At 43.5% G+C, this 19843-nt stretch carries 12 protein-coding genes; 8 read left to right on the top strand and 4 right to left on the bottom strand.

Annotated elements, in window-relative coordinates:
- The first annotated feature begins 11 nt into the window (after window positions 1–11).
- The 4 genes from ACFFGT_RS11155 to ACFFGT_RS11140 all read left to right on the top strand — a co-directional run bounded on the left by ACFFGT_RS11155 (window position 12) and on the right by ACFFGT_RS11140 (window position 6124).
- On the top strand, window positions 12–1595 hold the full coding sequence (locus tag ACFFGT_RS11155) for a glycoside hydrolase family 43 protein (protein ID WP_377022607.1): 1584 nt from the start codon (window positions 12–14) through the stop codon (window positions 1593–1595).
- Between the two features lie 54 nt (window positions 1596–1649).
- Window positions 1650–3749, top strand: a complete 2100-nt coding sequence (locus ACFFGT_RS11150) for an alpha-L-arabinofuranosidase family protein (protein WP_377022606.1) — start codon at window positions 1650–1652, stop codon at window positions 3747–3749.
- A 168-nt stretch (window positions 3750–3917) separates the two neighbouring features.
- Window positions 3918–4655 carry a hypothetical protein gene (locus ACFFGT_RS11145; RefSeq protein WP_377022605.1) on the top strand — a complete coding sequence of 246 codons (738 nt, stop codon included), beginning with the start codon at window positions 3918–3920 and terminating at the stop codon, window positions 4653–4655.
- 20 nt (window positions 4656–4675) lie between these two features.
- Window positions 4676–6124 (top strand): family 43 glycosylhydrolase, encoded by a 1449-nt coding sequence (locus ACFFGT_RS11140; RefSeq protein WP_377022604.1) that lies wholly within the window; start codon window positions 4676–4678, stop codon window positions 6122–6124.
- Between the two features lie 95 nt (window positions 6125–6219).
- Here the strand turns inward: ACFFGT_RS11140 and ACFFGT_RS11135 are convergent, their stop codons facing one another.
- Entirely contained in the window at window positions 6220–7044 is an 825-nt protein-coding gene (locus ACFFGT_RS11135) for an alpha/beta fold hydrolase (RefSeq protein WP_377022603.1), read from the bottom strand.
- A gap of 214 nt (window positions 7045–7258) precedes the next feature.
- Between ACFFGT_RS11135 and ACFFGT_RS11130 the strand changes: the two genes are divergently transcribed.
- The 3 genes from ACFFGT_RS11130 (at window position 7259) to ACFFGT_RS11120 (ending at window position 9273) form a co-directional block, all read left to right on the top strand.
- On the top strand, window positions 7259–7855 hold the full coding sequence (locus tag ACFFGT_RS11130; protein WP_377022602.1) for a Crp/Fnr family transcriptional regulator: 597 nt from the start codon (window positions 7259–7261) through the stop codon (window positions 7853–7855).
- 153 nt (window positions 7856–8008) lie between these two features.
- The gene (locus ACFFGT_RS11125; protein WP_377022601.1) at window positions 8009–8803 is read left to right on the top strand and encodes an alpha/beta fold hydrolase; all 795 of its coding nucleotides are present in this window, start codon (window positions 8009–8011) and stop codon (window positions 8801–8803) included.
- Window positions 8804–8853: 50 nt separating this feature from the next.
- Window positions 8854–9273: an OsmC family peroxiredoxin gene (locus ACFFGT_RS11120; RefSeq protein ID WP_377022600.1), complete on the top strand. Its 420-nt coding sequence runs from the start codon at window positions 8854–8856 to the stop codon at window positions 9271–9273.
- A 223-nt stretch (window positions 9274–9496) separates the two neighbouring features.
- On the opposite strand, the gene ACFFGT_RS11115 is transcribed toward ACFFGT_RS11120, so the two are convergent.
- From ACFFGT_RS11115 to ACFFGT_RS11105, 3 genes are all read right to left on the bottom strand, one after another.
- Window positions 9497–11197 carry a cellulase family glycosylhydrolase gene (locus tag ACFFGT_RS11115; RefSeq protein WP_377022599.1) on the bottom strand — a complete coding sequence of 567 codons (1701 nt, stop codon included), beginning with the start codon at window positions 11195–11197 and terminating at the stop codon, window positions 9497–9499.
- A 910-nt stretch (window positions 11198–12107) separates the two neighbouring features.
- The gene (locus ACFFGT_RS11110; RefSeq protein WP_377022598.1) at window positions 12108–13655 is read right to left on the bottom strand and encodes a carboxylesterase/lipase family protein; all 1548 of its coding nucleotides are present in this window, start codon (window positions 13653–13655) and stop codon (window positions 12108–12110) included.
- 160 nt (window positions 13656–13815) lie between these two features.
- Window positions 13816–15405 (bottom strand): GH39 family glycosyl hydrolase, encoded by a 1590-nt coding sequence (locus ACFFGT_RS11105; RefSeq protein WP_377022597.1) that lies wholly within the window; start codon window positions 15403–15405, stop codon window positions 13816–13818.
- Between the two features lie 1272 nt (window positions 15406–16677).
- On the opposite strand from ACFFGT_RS11105, the gene ACFFGT_RS11100 reads away from it, so the two are divergent.
- Window positions 16678–19839: a SusC/RagA family TonB-linked outer membrane protein gene (locus ACFFGT_RS11100; RefSeq protein ID WP_377022596.1), complete on the top strand. Its 3162-nt coding sequence runs from the start codon at window positions 16678–16680 to the stop codon at window positions 19837–19839.
- The last annotated feature ends 4 nt before the right edge of the window (window positions 19840–19843 follow it).

Genomic DNA, 19843 nt, shown 5'->3' with positions numbered 1-19843 from the left:
GCATCTTATAAATGGAACTCTTTTACAATAAAAACGTCGTGTTGCGGAAATTTGTCCTTACATACCTGGTATGGTTGGCAGCAACGATCCAGTTAAACGCGCAGACTGCCAAAAATCCTATTATCTATGCGGATGTTCCGGATGTATCGATGATCAGGGTTGGTGACACTTATTACGCAAGCAGTACCACTATGCATCTTAGTCCCGGGCTGCCCATCATGAAATCGAAAGATCTGGTAAACTGGCGGATTGTAAGTTACGCGTATAATACGCTTGACGACGGCGATGCCCTTAACCTCACAAACGGCGCAAATGCCTATGGCCGGGGATCATGGGCAAGTAGTTTGCGTTATCATAATGGTACCTTTTACGTATCCACCTTTTCAGGCACTACCAATAAAACTTATATCTACAGCACAAAAAACATTGAAAAAGGCCCATGGAAAGCAGTATCCTTTAAACCGGCATTGCATGACCATTCTCTTTTTTTTGACGATGACGGCAAAGCTTACATGGTTTACGGAGGTGGCAGGATCATGCTGGCCGAACTGAATGACGATCTTTCAGGTATCCGACCGGACAAAAAACCGCAAATTCTCATTGAAAATGCAAGTGCTGTCGCCGGCCCCAACATTGGTTTGCCTGCTGAAGGATCGCAACTATTTAAAATCAACGGGAAATATTACCTTTTCAATATCAGCTGGCCCAAAGGAGGAATGCGTACCGTTTTAATACACCGGGCAGACAAGCTTACCGGCCCTTATGAGGGACAGGTAGGGCTGCAGGATAAAGGTGTAGCCCAGGGCGGAATGATCAATACCCCTAAAGGTGATTGGTATGCCTATTTATTTCGAGATTTTGGCGCAGTTGGCAGGGTGCCTTACCTGGTACCCGTTACATGGACTGACGGATGGCCTGTATTGGGTGTTGATCACAAAGCGCCCGACACACTCGATTTACCTGCAAGTAAGGGCTTGATCCCTGGTATTGTAGCATCTGATGAATTCAGCAGAAAAAATGGGGAACCCTTGCTGTCTTTGGTATGGCAATGGAACCACAATCCGGATGATCAGCTGTGGTCGTTAAAAAAACGTCCCGGTTACCTGAGGCTAACCACCGGGCGATTGGATAGCACATTACTATCGGCTCGCAATACGTTAACGCAACGCACCATTGGCCCGGAATGTTCAGGAACAACTTTAATTGATGTTTCCAGCATGAAGGACGGCGACTTTGCCGGCCTGGTTTTGTTACAACAAAAGTATGGTTTCGTAGGCGTTAAATCAGATCATGGCTCAAAATGGCTCGTCATGTACAACGCGCAATCCGGGGTGGCCACAGAAGCAGCCAGCATACCTTTAAAGCAAACAACTGTTTACCTTAAAGCAAGCTGCGATTTTACTAACCGAACAGATAAAGCAAACTTTTTCTACAGTCTCGACGGGCACAAATGGGAACCTATTGGTACACCGCTGCAAATGGTTTATACGCTCCCCCATTTTATGGGATATCGCTTCGGTCTGTTTAATTATGCAACCAGGCTAACCGGCGGTTATGTTGATTTTGATTTTTTCCACATCAGTAATGCACTATAAAATAGCTATGCATCAGCCTGATCATCATTTCAGAATAATTAAGGAATACCAACAATGACAAAAAAGTTACTATTATTATCCGCGTTATGCGTAAGTGCATTCAGCAATTTGCAAGCGCAAACCCGGCTCAATCTGGATCTTACCAAAGGGGTGAATGTAAGTCCGAAACTATACGGATTAATGACAGAGGAGATCAATCACTCTTATGACGGGGGATTATACGCTGAACTGATCCGCAACAGGGTTTTTAAGGATAACGCAAGCCAACCCGATGGCTGGAGCGTTGTTCAGGACGGCGATGCTAAAGCATCTATTCAACTAATTGGCGCCGACCCTGCCAATGTCCCTTTTGATCAGGGGCGAAATGCAATCAATACGGCGCTTACCACCTGCCTTAAACTTACGGTTAGCCAGGCTAATGATAACCGCGCGGGCATCGCCAACAATGGCTTTTGGGGTATTCCGGTTACACCGTCAACAACTTATCGCTGCTCATTTTATATTAAAACCGGCACAATCACTTTCCCGAGGGGTAACCGGCCCGACGCAACGCCGCCTGCAACCGCTGTTACAGAAGATGGTCCCGGTGTTATCAACGTTAGTTTGGAAAGTACCGATGGAAAAACAACCTATGCAAAAGGTACTATTAACCTTGAGAAAAGTACATTCTGGAAAAAGCATGAATTAACCATCACAACCAATGTCGATGTTAAACCTACTGCAGATGCGCGTTTTGTTATTTCATCCAACCGGACAGGTACTTACTACTTTAACCTCGTTTCCCTCTTCCCTCCAACCTATAAAAACAGGCCGAATGGCAACCGCATTGATTTAATGCAGATGATGGCGGATATGAAACCGACCTTTCTTCGGTTTCCGGGCGGCAACTTTTTAGAGGGGCCATATCTTGGGGATGCCTACCCATGGAAAACAACCTTAGGCCCGCTGGAACAGCGTCCCGGCCATACAGGCAGCTGGGGTTACCGCGCAAGCGACGGTATGGGCTTGCTGGAATTTTTAGAATGGTGTGAAGATTTAAAAATGGAACCGCTTTTAGCAGTTTTTGCCGGCTACTCGTTACGTGGTGATCATATAGATGCAGGCCCCTTACTGGAGCCATATGTTAAGGATGCGCTGGATGAAATTGAGTATTGTATTGGCGACACAAAAACTTACTGGGGGGCAAAACGGGCTGCCGACGGTCACCCTGCCCCCTTTAAACTGACAGATATAGAGATTGGAAACGAGGATTGGTTCGACCGGTCGCATACCTATGATGGGCGGTTCAAACAATTTCAGGTAGCTATTAAAGCCAAATATCCTCAGTTACGCTGTATCTCAACCATTGAAAATTACAAGCCCGATAAGGTAACCAGCGTTAAGCCCGAAATGGTAGACGAGCATTATTACCAATCGGCCTGGGAAATGGAGGAAGATGCAGCGAAGTACGATAGCTATAACCGCGCAACCAGCCCTAAAATATTTGTGGGCGAATGGGCTACCCGTGAGGGCGCGCCTACAACTAACCTGAACGCAGCCCTCGGAGATGCCGCCTGGATGACCGGTATGGAACGTAACAGCGACCTGGTTGAGCGTTCCTGCTATGCTCCTTTATTTGTGAATGTAAATACGGCCAGTAATGGCCAGCCAAAAGCATGGCAATGGGACTCAGACCTGATTGGCTATACAGCCCTTAAAAGTTATGGCTCACCATCCTATTACGTACAAAAGATGTTCGGCAATTATCTTGGCAACAAAGTGGTGCCTATTACAGTGGAAAATGCGCCCTTACGCAAACCGGCAGTCAAAGACACCGCCGGCAGCAGCCGTTGGCCAGCCAACGCGCGACGTCCAAAAGCCGAGCGTCCTGCATTATTTTTTGTTTGTACCCAGGATGCTAAAAACGTATATCTGAAAGTGGTGAATACTGATGATACTCCCAGGGAAATCGCAATCAGCCTAAAAGGCGGAGATATATCTGCAAGCGGTACGCTGGTTGTACTAAAAGGTGACAAGCCGGAAGATACCAATACAATTGACGAGCCAACGAAAATCGTTCCGGTTACATCAACCATAACGGGACTTGGCCGGTCATTCAAGCACACATTTGAGCCTTACTCTGTCAACGTGATCAAATTAACGAAACACAAATAGATTGCAGGTTGAGGTTCAATCCCGGTATAATTAATTTTTATGCCCTGAAACCGATAATGTATAGACTAATCGTCAAAAGCTGTTTTGTTTTAACAAATAGTGGTATTTAGCCCCTACCGGCATATCTATTTTTGAGCTGAAACCTCTATAAACCATAGTAAGAATCACATGAACATAAAACGCAAAGTGTTGTTTCCGGGTGTTAGCCTTGCAATCTTATTAGGATCAGCAATGCTCAGTCGTTCGGCCCCGTCAAGTGAAGAAGAAATGAACGGCATCGCCCAAAGCGACACTACGGGAAGCCTTGCCCCCTACTTTACACCGGCTACAGTATTGAAAAAGACACCGGATGTCGAGGGATTTATTCAACGCTGGTTACTCCTGGAGCCAATTAATAAACCTAACCGTAGCAACGCCGTATTTACCGACAGCTACCTGCGGGCAGCATTTACAACCGGTTATTTTCCCAACCAGCTTACGGTTATCCCCAAAAACGGCGAAAAAGTAAAGGTTGACGGGCAGGAACTAACCTGGCATGCGTTGGAGAGCAGCAATTTCAATGTTAAACTTTTCCGGTTTGCCTCCGGGTTAAAAAAGCCGACCTATGGCGTTCTGTTTTGGGCGATAACCATTATCAACAGCCCACGTGAAATAAAAAATGTGAGAATGGCTGTAGGATCAAATTCAGCATCAATGTGGTGGTTAAACGGAAAGGAAGCGGTGCTGCTATCCGGAGACAGGCGCATGGTAATGGATGATTGCGTATCACCCCGCCTTACACTTAATAAAGGAAAAAACGTTATCCGTGGTGCAGTGATCAATGGCCCCGGGATGAGTGATTTCTGCATCCGCTTCCTGGATGAAAAAGGAATGCCTATAAAAGATGTCACCATTAGTTACAAATAAATTTAGTTGATCATCTGATTATGAAATTAATTATTAAAATATCGTACGCCGTAGCTGTGTTCTCAATCTGCGCGGCAAGCACGGTCATCGCACAGGTGGGGAAACCATTCATACATGACCCATCAACCATCGCGGTATGTGATGGCAAGTACTACACATTTGGCACATTTGGCGGCGGGTTAATCTCTGAAGATGGCTGGACATGGAACGGCGGCGCAGTACGGCCCGGCGGAGGAGCAGCACCGGATATAGTAAAAATTGGTGATCACTATCTGATAGCTTACGGCGCAACAGGTGGTGGCTTAGGTGGCGGGCACAACGGAAGGATCCTTACGATGTGGAATAAAACGCTTGACCCTGCATCGCCCGATTTTAAGTATTCAGAAGCGGTGGTCGTGACATCTTCTGATGGCACAGAAGATAACGATGCGATAGATCCCGGGCTACTTTTGGATCCAATTTCCAACCGGTTATGGTTATCATACGGCACCTATTTTGGCTTTATAAGGCTTGTTGAGCTTGACCCTAAAACGGGCAAACGTGTAAAAGGCAATAAACCAATCAACATTGCCATTGATTGCGAAGCTACTGATCTGATGTACCAGGACGGATGGTATTACCTGCTCGGCACACATGGCACATGCTGCGACGGCCCAAATTCGACCTATAATATTGTGGTTGGCCGCTCCAAAAAGATAACCGGCCCCTACCTCGATAACGTGGAACGGGATATGTTAAAAGGCGGCGGTAAAATGGTGCTTGCGACCAGCAAAAAATTAATAGGTCCAGGACATTTCGGGCGTATTGTACTTGGCGATGGCGTTCAAAAAATGTCATGCCATTATGAGGCTGATTTAGACCAGAGCGCACGCAGCGTATTAGGCATCCGTCCATTGCTCTGGAAAAACGGCTGGCCGGTCGCAGGCGATATCTTCAAAGAAGGAACATACCAGATCACCTCAGAAAGAAGAGGGTACGCCCTTGAATTAGCAGTTGATTTTGTACGAATGCCGGGCGGGATGCGATTTAACAGGAATAATGATGAACCTGTAAAACCTGTTCCACCGCAGGAACTAACAGATGTAGCTAACACCTGGCCAGCCGGAAACATCGGTGTAAGAATAGGAGACTACATGGCCCGGCCTCATCAAAAATGGACAATTACAGCCGTTCCCGACGCGGGAGGATATCTCGGGAGCCCCTATTACAAAATAGTAATAGCCGGAACCGACAGGGTATTAGCATCAACGGCAGAAGCTGAAGTGATAACAGTTCCGGCATTCACCGGCGCACCTGAGCAATTATGGCGAATAGATCAATTAACTGATGGCACTTATAGGATCATGCCTAAGGCTATTCCTAATTCAAAAGAGCCACTGGCCCTGGTATCTTCAGGAGACAGCACTCCTACACTTGCAAAGTTTGATATGCATAGTGACAATTCTAAATGGGTATTTAATGTTGACTGATGTATTTTTAAAAAAACAGGAATAAAAAAATCGCCTCATAATTAACTTACGAGGCGGTTCTTTTTATCATCTATTATCGAAGATTTCCTACTAAATTATTGTCCTATTTTAGTTAGTAATAACGCTACTGAATCTGGTTTTGCTAAGAATGCTGAGTGGCTTGTGTTTAATTGGTATACAGTTTTTACACCGCCCATGGCGCTGGCAATCATCCTGTTTTGCAAGCCTGGAGATATCACACGATCCTGCAGGGTTTTAATATAAGCCTTCTCAACAGCGCCAAAATTTGCAGATGTCAATGTCACTGAATCCTGCAAGGCGATTCCAGGCTCAGGTCGGTAATTTTTCAACACCAGGTTTTGAACTTGAGCAGACCCATCCGGTATAAAGATATTCACAATCTGATCTTGTTTCACATCAACAGTTAAGCCGCCATTATTGAAAATAAGGTTTCCTGTTATACCTAATTGAGATCCCGGATCTGTCATTGCAAGCTTAAATAATGATTGTTCGGAGGTTGGTAAGTAAGCAGCAAGATATACCAGCTTTTCGATTTGCGAAGGGTTCTTCTCGGCAACGGCAGAAATGATCATACCGCCCAGGCTATGGCCAACCAGGATAACTTTGCCGTTTATCTTTGACATGGCATCAAGCACTTTATCCCTGTAAAGGTTTAGTGTTATTGTTGACGGATCAGTTTGATCACCACCGTGCCCCGGAAGTTCAACAACGGTTACATTGTTGCCTTCACTGATCAATTTAGCTTTTACCGCGTCCCATACATAGGGGGCTTGCCATGCACCGTGTACCAGTACATAATTTTTAGCAAGGGGTTTCACTTCATCATTCTTTTTTGAACAAGATGAAAACATAATAGTAGCCGTAGCTACAGTAAGTAAGATTAATATAATTTTTTTCACGATTTGAGATGCCTAATTGTTTAGGACATGACAAACATCCGGTTATGCGCCTTGGATAAGTTTAACCCAGGTTAAAATCGAAAAATAGTATAAAACCCTCAAAACAAGTTATTCTCGTAAAGCAACCAATGCAAGGATTAATCAGTAATAATGATACTATTGACGATCGCCGCGTCTTCGCGTGTGATATTATTAAAATTGATATTTTTGCCGCATGTCAGAGAACAAAACAGAAATAGAATTATTACGAACGATTTTAGGATCTGCCGGCATGAAGCCGGAAGCATTTGACTTATCATTGCCTTACTGGAAATTAAAACAGTATAAAAAAGGTGAGTTTTATAACGAATACAAAAATGTTTGTAAACACCTCGGGTTTGTTATCAGTGGCGTATTTAGGATCTACCGGGTAAATAACGATACTGGTGAAGAAAAGAACATGCTGTTTTTTACTGATCACCAATTTGTGGCATCCTATAAAAGCTTTTTAGCGCAAACAGCCTGCGATTATTATACGGAAGCGATGGTTGACTCGCTTATATTATATATACATATCGATCACCTGAATGAACTTTATGGGCAATCACATCAGTGGGAACGGTTTGGAAGGATTGTCGCCGAAACAGCTTTTCATGAGGTTATGGTTAATACGGAAGGATTCCTGTTTAAAACGCCGGAGGATCGTTACCGCGAAATGATGGAAAAACACCCGAATATCTTTAATGCGGTACCGCTTTATCATATCGCCTCTTATCTGGGTATCCAGGGGCCATCACTGAGCCGAATTCGCAAAAGAATGGTTGGAAAGTAAAACTCATTCAACATCTGCCATCAGATTCCTGAAGCATTGAAGCCCGCTGAAAAAAAACTTTCAGCAGATTTTCGATTTTAACCTGGGTTAAACTTATTGCAGCGGCATAGCCCGATGTTTGTCATGTCCTAAACAATTAGGCATTAAACAAACATGAAAACAGCAATAATAATGATGGCTATGAGCGTATTAGGTTTTACCGCTCAAGCTGAAAAAACAAATCACAAAAACGCTAAAACTATCGTACTTGTTCACGGAGCCTGGTCAGATGCATCTTCATGGGATGCAGTGACTCCTTTGTTAAAAGCCCAGGGTGAAGAAGTGATCAATGTTAACCTTGCAGGTCACGGAAAAGATACCACCTCATTTGCAGATATCACCTTTCAAACTTATGTTGACCAGGTAAAAGCAGCTATAGGCACCCGCACCAACGTGGTTTTGGTGGGACACAGTTTTGCAGGGCTGGTGATCAGCCAAGTTGCTGAAGAAGAACCCGCACAGGTTAAAGAACTGATCTTCCTTGCAGCAGCGTTACCGCATGATGGCGACAGCCTTTTATCACTGGCCAAACAAGACCCTGCATCTCATATCGGCAAAGCCCTCACTATCGACCAGGAGCATGGTGCTGCCATCATCGCCAAAGACGCCGCAGCCGATATTTTCGCCGCCGATGCACCGCAGCAAATTCAGGAATACATAGCTGCTAACATCAAACCTGAACCGCTGGCACCTCTTGCCACACCGGTTCACCTCACTGAGAAGAATTTCGGCGGCGTTAAAAAAGTCTATATCCATACGGTTAATGACCACGCCATCAGCTATCCTGCACAGCAGTATATGGTAAAAGCAGGTAAAGTGGCTAAAGTATACACCTTACAAAGCAGCCATACCCCATTCATTTCTATGCCGGATAAACTGGCTGCAATCCTTTTCGCTGAAAGCAAATAACAAATCGGTAAACATCAAACAATAAATTTCACATCATAAATCAAAAAATCATGAAACGTATAGCAAAAGCACACTGGAACGGTACTTTACAAGAAGGTACAGGAGAAATCAGCACACAAAGCACTGTGCTTAACCAAACTCAATATTCATTTAAAACCCGCTTTGCCGATGGCATCGGTACTAATCCTGAAGAACTGATCGCCGCTGCACATGCCGGTTGTTTTTCGATGGCCCTGAGCGCAACATTAGCACATCACAACATCACTGCCGGCGACATTTTTACAACAGCAACAGCTGATCTTGATATGCAGGCCTTGAGCATTACCGGTATTCATCTGGATTTACAGGCCAGTGTTATTGAAGGTGTTAATGAAACAACATTCACTGAAATTGCCGAAGGCGCAAAGGCCCATTGCATTATATCCAAAGCATTGAATGTGCCAATTACATTAACTGTTGTTTACGCTTAATGTAATCTGAAGCATCAGGCACATACTATTCCAAACTCACCGGATGATTTCCGGTGAGTTTTTGGTTTTAAGGCATTTGTATCCTAAAGATGAATATATATTCCAGCATCTGCCAACAATCAGGCTAACGTCAATAACCATCAATACAGGGCGACATAATCTTTCGCCTTTTTAGTGAAGAAGATGACATGCAAAAAGGCCATAATGGTTTCTAATAGTTACATTATATTTTCACAAAGCCCCATTGCTGGTTACGGCCTCCGGTGTAGGTCCATTGTTCAACTGCAGTGCCGTTATTAAGCGAAACCCCGGTAACATCCAAAGCCTTCCCGCTATTTGCGTTAATGATCTTATAATACCCGTTGTCGGTTATCTGAATTGACCATTTTTGATTTGCGCCGCCGTTGTAATCCCATAAATCTGCCTGTCCGCCGTTACCGGTGCCAAAGCCATACATTTCCAAACACTTTCCGGTGGCGTGCATAGGGGTTAATCTATAGTAACCGCCGCCTGCATCTTCTACTTTAAATTGCTGGTTTGCCCCTGCTAAATAATCCCATTGATCGGCCTGCGTTTGATTGGCAGTGCCCCAGCCTGCAAATTCAAGAGCTTTAAAACTATTTCTGCTATAGATCTGGTAAACCTGTCCAACCTGGATAGTTGACGACGTGTTATTTTGCGTTCCTTGCGCCACTGCCGCCATACCTTGTTGATCAGCCACTCCGTTCGTTTGCCTGTTAATGATCCTGAACGCATTATTTCCAGTCGATCCGTCATCAAAATAAAATGGACGTAAACCGTATTGCAATGCCTGGTGTGTGATATAATTAAGATAATACGCCCTGCCGGCAAGATGCAGCGTTAACGCATCTCCGGAAAGTGTTTGTAGCCTGCGGATCACGCCAAACTCGCCCAATATAACCGGAATGCCTTTATCAATGAACTTCGATTTCATCAGCGGAAACTCTGCAACAGCGTCTGACTCTTCGCCCCAAGTTGCATTTCGTGAAGCATCGCTTGTAGAATGATAGCCACTCCCCCAATAATAAAACATATTGCCCCAGCTTGCATCCGCGGACAAGCCTGCAAAATTAAAGGGAGTGTAATAGTGTACTTCAACCATCAGGCGATTGGACGCCGGATCTGTAGGAAGCGTATTCATTAAACTGTTGGAGTAGTCAATACTGGTAGATGGCCCCTGGATCAGCAGCACTCTGTAACTGTTGTGCCCGCCGGTTGACCTGACCGCGTTAACAAACGTTTGATGATAAGAAAGCAGCACCCCCATCCCTGTAGCGTCTGATACCGCAGGTTCATTCGCACTGGCAAAGATCACGTGTTCGTCAAAACCGCGCATCTGGGTAGCTATTTGCTCCCAAAAGGCCTTTTGTTTGGCGTTTACAGCAGCTTGTGCGGAAGTTGTACAATTGTTTTCCAGCCAGCCGCCATCCCAATGGATATTTAATATCACATACAAACCATCGTTAACACAATATTGAACAACCTGCTGCACCCTGTTGAGCCATGATTGCTGAATTTGCGCCGTGTTCTGGTCAGAATACTGATCCCAATCGCAAGGGATACGAACCGCGGTGAAACCGGCCTTTTTTACAGCGTCGATAAGTGCCTGGGTCACCATGGGGTTGCCCCAATTTGTTTCGCCGCCTGTTGCCTCGAGTGTGTTACCAATATTCCACCCTAACTGGAATTTTGCCGCGAGCTGAGTTGCAGTACTGCTTACTCCCGTTTGATCCGGTGCAAGCGGCGAGGTGTTGTAGCTCGGGTACGATGTGGCAAATACTTTCTGTTTGCCTGTACTTGTCTCAATCGGCTTAACACCCTGATTAACAACCTCCTGCTTTTTACAACTTGTTAATGCAAATGCTGCAATGATGCATAAAAAATAATTTAAGTTTTTCTTCATAAGAAATTGATTTAATTGACGATACGACCGTCGTGAATAATTGGTTTATTGAGTGTGAAGTAGTAGACAACCGGATTGAGATGAGGATACATATCACATTACCCTTGAGGCATAAATTGGTAATGTTAGGAGTAGTTTTAAACAGAAAACCGTTTACCGGTTTACGCAATGTATAAGTACCATCTTTTACAACAATTGCGCTTATTAAAAAAATTAATAAGGCAGTTGCCATTCTGCGCAAAGCAGAGGCTAACGTTAATTTCATTTTCAGATAAGAATAAAAACAGGTTTGAACCGGTTTAATTGGTTAAATTTTATTTTCCTAAAGGCAAAGGATAATTAATAAAAAAAGCACATGTTAAATCAACAAAACGCAGCCTTTGTAATAAAGGCCATATTTTTAATTAGTACCAGGTTTATTAATTTGGCAGTGAAATTAGATTGATAACGGAACACAAAAGTTAAAAAATAGGGTGCAAAATGTTTCTATTTTCGAAAAACATAACGCCTGTAAGCTTTTTTTATAGAAATACCTTTTTGCTTCACCTAAAAGGGACTGTCTTATAAATTATAAAAGCTTCTTTTCTTAATTTTTTTGGATATCGATCCACACTTCTCATCTGCCGGGGTTGGCGAACGCGAAACTTCAGCCTAAAAGAATGCAGATATTCTGCTTGTAGAGCTTGAATATTGGTCAAAAAAAGCCAATTAGCCCTTTACCAGTAAACGCAATGTTAAATGGACATATTTATTGGCATAATAAGAGACAGTATCATAAAACAAAATGCGTCTCTGCGACCCGCCTGTACTAAAATTGACTCCATCAGGTACCCGAGTAAACCCCATAAAAAAAGAGGCTGTATCACGATTCATGATACAGCCTCTTTTTTTATGGGGTTATATACAAACTTTATTGAACACCAGTTTTACCATCGGGCGAACGCCTCCATTTGAAATAAGCATCCAATACCTTTAACGACTTAACATCTGGAACAGGGCCTGTGTGTGCAGTTTGAGAAAAGTACATGACCACAGGGCGAGCAGTGCTGAATGCCGGCCATTTAGGTACGCCAACGCCGTTGGGATCGCTATATTTTGCAAAATTTGTCCAATAAGTACTCATTGCATCCGAAATTTCCAGGTCTGTTTTACTTGTTTGCTGACTTGAGGCATCAAGCAGTCCAAATACATAAGCCACTTCCTGCGCATGAGGCGATCCATAGCCCTCATGAGGGGAGCCCGCAGGATATTCAGGATGCTGATCAAAATAATAATAAAAAACCTTCGATTTACCTTTGTTTGCCTGTAACGAAGCCCAACTCCATGTTTGCCAGCCAAATGCCGCATCACGGGTCAGATCGCGGGCTGTTTTTGCAACCGTACCTGTGCCGGGAGGGTAAGCCTTAATTAATTCATCGGCAAACTTCCCATAGCGGTTCTTTACTGCGGTAATATAATCTTCAGGGTTTTTGGGCGGAGAAAAACTGGCGCCCTCGTCGGAGTTGTAGCCTACCAATATAGGCGTGTCGTTATACTTGCCGGCCTCATAAAGTTTATGCTGATCGTCAGGGATCACCCAGCCATCAACAATAGGCCAAGCGAGCCCGCGTACGGCAGGAAGTTTATCAGCATCTACCTTTCGCAAAGCAGCAATTGACGAAAACCCGGCACCTTTAACGTAGGCTTCGCCTGCAGCTTCCGCATCATGAAGGCTTTTCATATTTTCACCCGGGTAAGTTGTGAGGCGTGTGGGGCCAAATGAGCCCCCGCTTTCGGAGATGGCCCCCGAAAATAATCCTTTAGCTAATGGGCTTGCACATAGCATACTAACAGCAATACCTCCTGCCGATTCGCCGAAAATAGTTACCTTATCAGGATCGCCGCCAAAAGCCGCTATGTTTTCTTTAATCCATTTAAGAGCTGCGATCATATCCATCAGGCCATAGTTTCCTGAAACATGGTTTGGGCTTTCGGCACTTAATTCGGGGTGTACCAAAAATCCAAACTGACCTACACGATAGGCGATACTTACCAGCACTACACCCTTTTTTGCCAGTTTTTCGCCATTATAAGCAGGTTCAGCAGTGCCTCCCCAATTAAAAGCTCCGCCGTAGATCCATACAAGTACCGGAATTTTGTCGCCCGGTGACTTAGCCGGCGACCAAACGTTCAGGTACAGGCAATCTTCACTTTTTCCTGAAAAAGGAGCCGCTCCCTGTATGGGTTCCGGCGCAAATTTATCAGCCATACGGATGCCATCCCATTTTGCAGCGGGCTGCGGGGCACGCCAGCGCAACTCACCAACCGGAGGCGCAGCAAACGGAATACCTTTGTAAATTGAAAGGCCATTTTCAAACGTCCCCTGTATCAGCCCTTCTTTCACCTTAACCGGGGCAAGTTGTGCTTTAACAACTGCAATAGCAAGTACTAAAATAAGCGTACAAATCAAATGTCTCATAAAATCATGATTGGCTTACTAAAACTAATTTAAACCGTTTTGATTCACAACTATCTGAACTAATGATGTATATTTTCGTGAAATTATGTTCAGTACCAGCGGCAAAAGTATCAACCATGAGCTTCATGCTAAATACAAAATCCGGTAAATTGAATATCTGTCAAAGTTTGATCATATTGATCAGGAAAACATCATTTTCCTTGATTTGAAGTTTCTTTGAAAACGTTCCTGAACTGCTTACAGTGATATTCTCTGTCAGAATTGCTGCACCATTATTCTGCCTTTTAAGCGAGTCAACCTGGGCTCTGCTAAGCTGATTGGGTTTACTAAACGAAATATAGCTGGTATAGGCATCATTTACTTTGTAACCGGTTTGATAAACCTCCAGCCTGTATTTTCCTTTAGGCATACCAGCTATAGCCAATTCAACTTCTCCTTTTGGTTTAGCGGGCAGATCGCGGACATAATAGGACTGGTTGTTAACAGAATCGGGCAAAGTATAAGTATAATCCCATAATAACACCTGAACATCGCCTTTTTTGTTTTTGCAGGCCCAGGAAGAATTGTCCTGATCAGCTATTTCGATTTCACCCAATTTATTTAAAAAGGAATAGGCGAAGAATGCCGGTTTCTTAATTCCCTGTGTGTTCAGCAAACCGAACCCGCCGTGAAATGGGGTAAACCGGGGACCGGGTTCCTCAAAAATGTCGGTAAAAGTCCAGTAGGACATGGAGTTGGCTGCCGATCCGGTTTGTTTCAGCTTTTCAAGTATGTATGCTGCCTCATGATAACTATCATGTATCGGATCGGCAGGCGTATATGACGAGCTCCATTCTGTATAATGCAACTCCAGCCCGGGAATCGCGGAATTTTGAATTTGCTTGCGCGAATTCCAAACATCACCGCTAACGCTTTCCTTATTTTTATCGAGCACAGTGCCGGTTGATCCGTATTCATCCAAAAACCCCTGTTTTACGCCATAAGCATGAGTGCTTATAAAATCAATTGGCACCGAATTTTTACTGCAAAAATTTATCATTTCCGGTACCCATGCCGCCCCTGCCGTAGCAGGGCCCCCAACTTTATAGGCCTGATTTACACTTTTTATGGCCTGCGCGCTGTATTGATAGAGTTTGAAATAATCATCCTGTGAACCTGCCCAGAAACCATCTTTCAGGTTGGGCTCATTCCAAACCTCAAAATACCATGTCTTAACCTCATCGGTTCCATATCGTTCGGTAAAATGCTGAGTGAGGTTCCTGATCAAACCTTCCCATTTCTTATAATCCTTGGGCGGTGTTACATTACCCCTCCACCAAAAAATGGTTTTATCACCACTTGCCAGCGCGCCGGGCATAAACCCTAACTCTACAAATGGCTTCATGCCTATACTTAAGATATAATCATATAAAGCGTCGACATATTGGTAGTTATATTCCGGGTTGCCGTTCCTATTCTCCCGGTAAACAGCCATATCATCGGTCAGCAGGCCGTGCATCCTGATATACTTAAAACCACATTCTTTTCTTACGGTGGCCAGTTGTTGCTGCCAGTCGGCCCTCAAGCCCTCATTTGCACGCCCCGCCCCTACACATACTTTAAACGAGGTATTGAAACTTCCCTTTTCTTTTTTAAAATCAAGGCTGATTATTCTTTGGGCTTCAAGCCTTTTATTTAGATTGTTACTTTGGGCAAAAACATTACTAAAAAGCAGGCCTCCTAAAATAACTGATAAAATTTTCTTTTTCATATTGATTGTTATATGCCTGCCCATATAAGTATACACCTGATAATTAAAGATTTACAGACACACAATAGTACACGCTTTAGCATAGTATTAGTTAAATAGGTTATAATATAAGATTGGTTTTGACCAATAAACAGAGTTCTTAGTATCACAGATGATACAAAGAACTTACTCCGTTTTTAATGGGGTAAAAGTAAGATGTGAGCCCGCAATCGATTGTTTACAAATAGGGACACTAATGTTAATTAAGTATCATTAGCCGCTTAACATTTGGATAACTCGAAATAAGAATGAGCTAACCAAGCAGACATCTTTACACATCCCCAATAATTTAATGTTAAAACAAACGGCTAAGTGGCCGAACTCTTTGATGTGTTTCTATAAAGCTGTTCAAATTTGATTAAAAACATTTTTATGTAGCGACGCATAATTGCGTCTTCCGTATGCAAGTCAAGGTAGTTAAACCTCTTGCAAAGCGGCTTGTCCTGTGGGAGACGCAATTATGCGTCTCTACACGAAAAAATTGTCAAGTTTAACCAGCTTCTATTAAGGCATTACAGTTTGTTGAAGGACATTGACAACGCCACCCGTATCCTGCATACTATATTATGTTACTTTATAAATGAGAAGTGTTTCCACTATTCTTCCTAATGAATTTAATTCTCTTCCCGGCAGATCTCTACCAATCAAATACACAGCTACTCAGGTTAATCCTGAATTCTTAATCCGTTTTTTGCCCATTTTGTTAATCCTTTTGGCCTATTTATTTATGAACCGCTGCCATAAATCAGTTTAATATACTGAAAATCAATACATTAATCCAAATTAACATTTGTATCCCTATTTGTAAACAATCGATTGCGTCCAGCCCTCTAATTTTATCCTCCATAAAGCGGCATTTGTTCTATATCACTGCCGCCTGTCTGATACCAACACAATGGTTAAGGCAAAACAACCAATTTTAATAGTAACCTAATTTAAACTAAGCATTATGCCCAAACGCGTACTTATTAGCACCTGTGTTATTCGCACGGTAGACCATTAAAAAATCATTTCAGGAATCATTGTAAATACCCCATCCGCAACCACGTTGGTATGCTTGTATTGCCTTTGACTTTAAAAGTGTGCATGTGTCATGAACTTGTTTCAGGACGCCGGCAGTCAAAATCATCGATTCCAATTCAACAGCTTTAATGTGAAACACGGTGGGATATAACACTGCCAAAAGCTTAATAAATAAACCAATTAACAAAACAATTATGATCCTTAATTAACATGGAAAAAGATTTACGAAAAAGATTAAGACATGGAGTAATGCTGTTAACAGCTTTGCTGCTGTTAAACCTTACAGGTTACGCACAAAGCATAAAAATTACAGGCAAAATCACCAGTGCAGACAATAACCAGCCACTGCCCGGCGTGACCATCAAAGTAAAAGATTCACCAACGGGTACACTATCCGGTGCGGATGGCAGCTATACTATCAATGCAAAAAATGGAGATGTATTGGTTTTTAGCTTTATAAGCTATGTTACCCAGCAAATATATGTAGGATCGTCTGCAGTTATCAACGTTACGCTCAAGCCTTCAACCAATGATTTGAGTGAGGTGGTAGTAATTGGCTATGGAACCAGGAAAAGAAGCGATCTTACCGGTTCAATATCATCCGTTACCGCAGCCGATATTGCAAAATCTCAGCCCACAACTATCGACCAGGCTTTGCAGGGAAGAGCAGCAGGTGTAATTGTGCAGCAGGTATCAGGCCAGCCGGGTGGTGATGTAAATGTGCAGATCCGCGGTTTAGGCGGCTTTGTTGGTTCTCCTCCTTTATATGTTATTGATGGGGTACAGATACCTCCCAACGGGCAGTCGGCCATTCCCGGTAATGGCACCAATCCCCTATCCAGCATCAATCCGTCAGATATAGCCTCGATAGATGTGCTGAAAGACGCTTCGGCTACGGCTATTTACGGTTCGCAGGCATCGAATGGTGTAATTATCATCACCACAAAAAAAGGGACTGCAGGCCCCCCATTGATTAGTTATGATGGTTACCAGGGCTGGCAAAAATTACCTAAGTATTATGACGTAATGGATTTACGCCAGTACGCCACTTTCATGAACGAAAAGGGAGTAATAATAGGTTATGATATGCGGCCGCAATTTGCCAATCCGCAGTACCTGGGTGTTGGTACCAACTGGCAAAAAGCCCTTTTCCGTACCGCCCCTATGCTAAACCATAATTTATCAATCAGCGGCGGTGATGCCAGGACGAGGTATTATATATCAGGTACCTATTTCTCGCAGCAAGGGATTGCTTTAGGTTCAGATTTTAAGAGAACTTCAGTAAAAGCAAATATTGATAATAAAACCACCAACTGGTTAAAAGTTGGTATAAACCTGAATATGGCGCACGTAGCCGAAAATGTTACGACTTCCAATACAGGTGTGATCAACCAGGCACTTAATCAAACGCCGGATGTAGCCGTGGTAAACCCCGACGGCACCTGGGGTGGTAATGATCCGAACATTTACGGAGCTACGGGTACTAACCCATTCGCGATAGCCACAATTGTAAAGGATTTTAAAAGCCGCTACCAGCTATTTAGCAACGCCTACGCCGAAATTCAATTTACCCAGGACTTAACCCTGCGTAATGAAGTAGCCGGAAATTTTGATTTTGCCACCGAGGATTATTTTAATCCAAGCTATGTTATGGGCGCCTATTCCAAAACCACCAACAGTGGCACGGCAACAAGCGCGCAAAACTTTTATAATTCTATTTCTAATTATTTAACCTATCAGCATACGTTTGCCAAAAAATACTGGGTAAATGTGGTGGCAGGGCACGAAGCGCAATTGCTCAAAAGTAATGGCGTTTCGGCTACCCGCACCAATTTTGCAAGTAACAACGTGCAAACCATCAGCACCGGCGATGCAACAACCGCAACCAACACGGGTGTTAAAGGGCAGGGCGCTTTGGAGGCCTATTTCGGCAGGGCTAACTTTACCTATGATGACCGGTATTTGTTAACGGCTACGGTACGTCATGACGGCTCATCCAAATTTTCCGAAGCAAACAGGTGGAATACCACTTATTCCGGTGCACTGGCCTGGAAGATAAATCATGAAAGTTTCCTTAAAGGTGTAAAAGCTATTAATGATCTTAAACTCAGGCTCGGCTATGGTTTGGTAAACAATCAAAACATTGCAGAGTATGCTTATGGCTCAACTTTAAATACGATATCAACCGGTTTGTCTGGTAATTCGCAGATAACTGTTACTACGGGAAACCCGAATATTAAGTGGGAAACTACAAAATCATACAACGTTGGTCTGGATGCAGCTGTTTTAAGCGGTAGGATCAGTTTTTCTGCCGATGCCTATTATCGCAAAACAAACAACCTGTTGCTAAGCCTTACCATGCCTTATTACTCGGGCACATTTCCTGCCGGCGGGTATTCACCGGGTGCGGTACAGGCTCCGTATGTAAACATTGGCGCAGTGAGCAACAAGGGTTTTGAATTTACGCTATCAACACAAAATATCAAATCAAAAGATTTTAACTGGAACAGCAACATTACATTTACCAGGAATATCAACAAAGTGCTTCAGCTGGTTGATGGCACACCGGCAATTAACGGGCAGGTAAGTAAAACTGTTGTTGGCCGCTCAATAGGCGAATTTTACGGATACCAGACCCTGGGTATTTACAAAAACGCGGCCGACTTTACAAAATATCCGGCATTGTCTCAAAACGGAAGCGGCGCGATACCTATAACGCCGGGTACAGGCGGTGTTTGGGTTGGTGACGTTATTTTTAAAGACATTAACGGGGACGGTAAAATTGATGCCAACGACCAAACCTTTTTAGGTTCGCCTTTACCTAAATTCCAGTATGGGATCAATAACAGCTTCAACTATAAAAATTTCGACCTGAATGTTTTTATGACCGGCGAATACGGTAATAAAATTTATAACCAGTTAAAGGTAAACGGCGATAACCCCAATCAAAACTTTGGTTATTTCCCATCGGTACTGAACTTTGCCAAAATCGGATTAATCGACCCGGCCGGTTCCACGTCGGATATCAACAATGTATACATTACAAATCCATCAACCAATATTACCCGGATAAGCCAGAGCAGTGGTAATGATAACCAGCGTTTCTCTGACAAATACATCGAAAGCGGTTCATTTTTAAAGTGTAAGAGCATTGCTTTAGGATATAATTTTTCAAACAACCTTTTAAATAAGATCAAACTACGGTCATTACGGGTATATGTTAACGTAACCAACGTTTTCACCATTACCAAATATACCGGCTATGACCCTGAAATCGGTTCATGGAACCCCTTACAAGCAGGTATCGATAATGGATATTACGCGCAGCCGCGGGTTTACACAGTTGGTCTTAACGTATCCCTAAATAATTAAAATA

Source organism: Mucilaginibacter angelicae (genome assembly GCF_042434235.1).
Taxonomy (GTDB): Bacteria; Bacteroidota; Bacteroidia; order Sphingobacteriales; family Sphingobacteriaceae; genus Mucilaginibacter; species Mucilaginibacter angelicae.
This window is presented reverse-complemented; position numbering and strand designations above follow the sequence as displayed.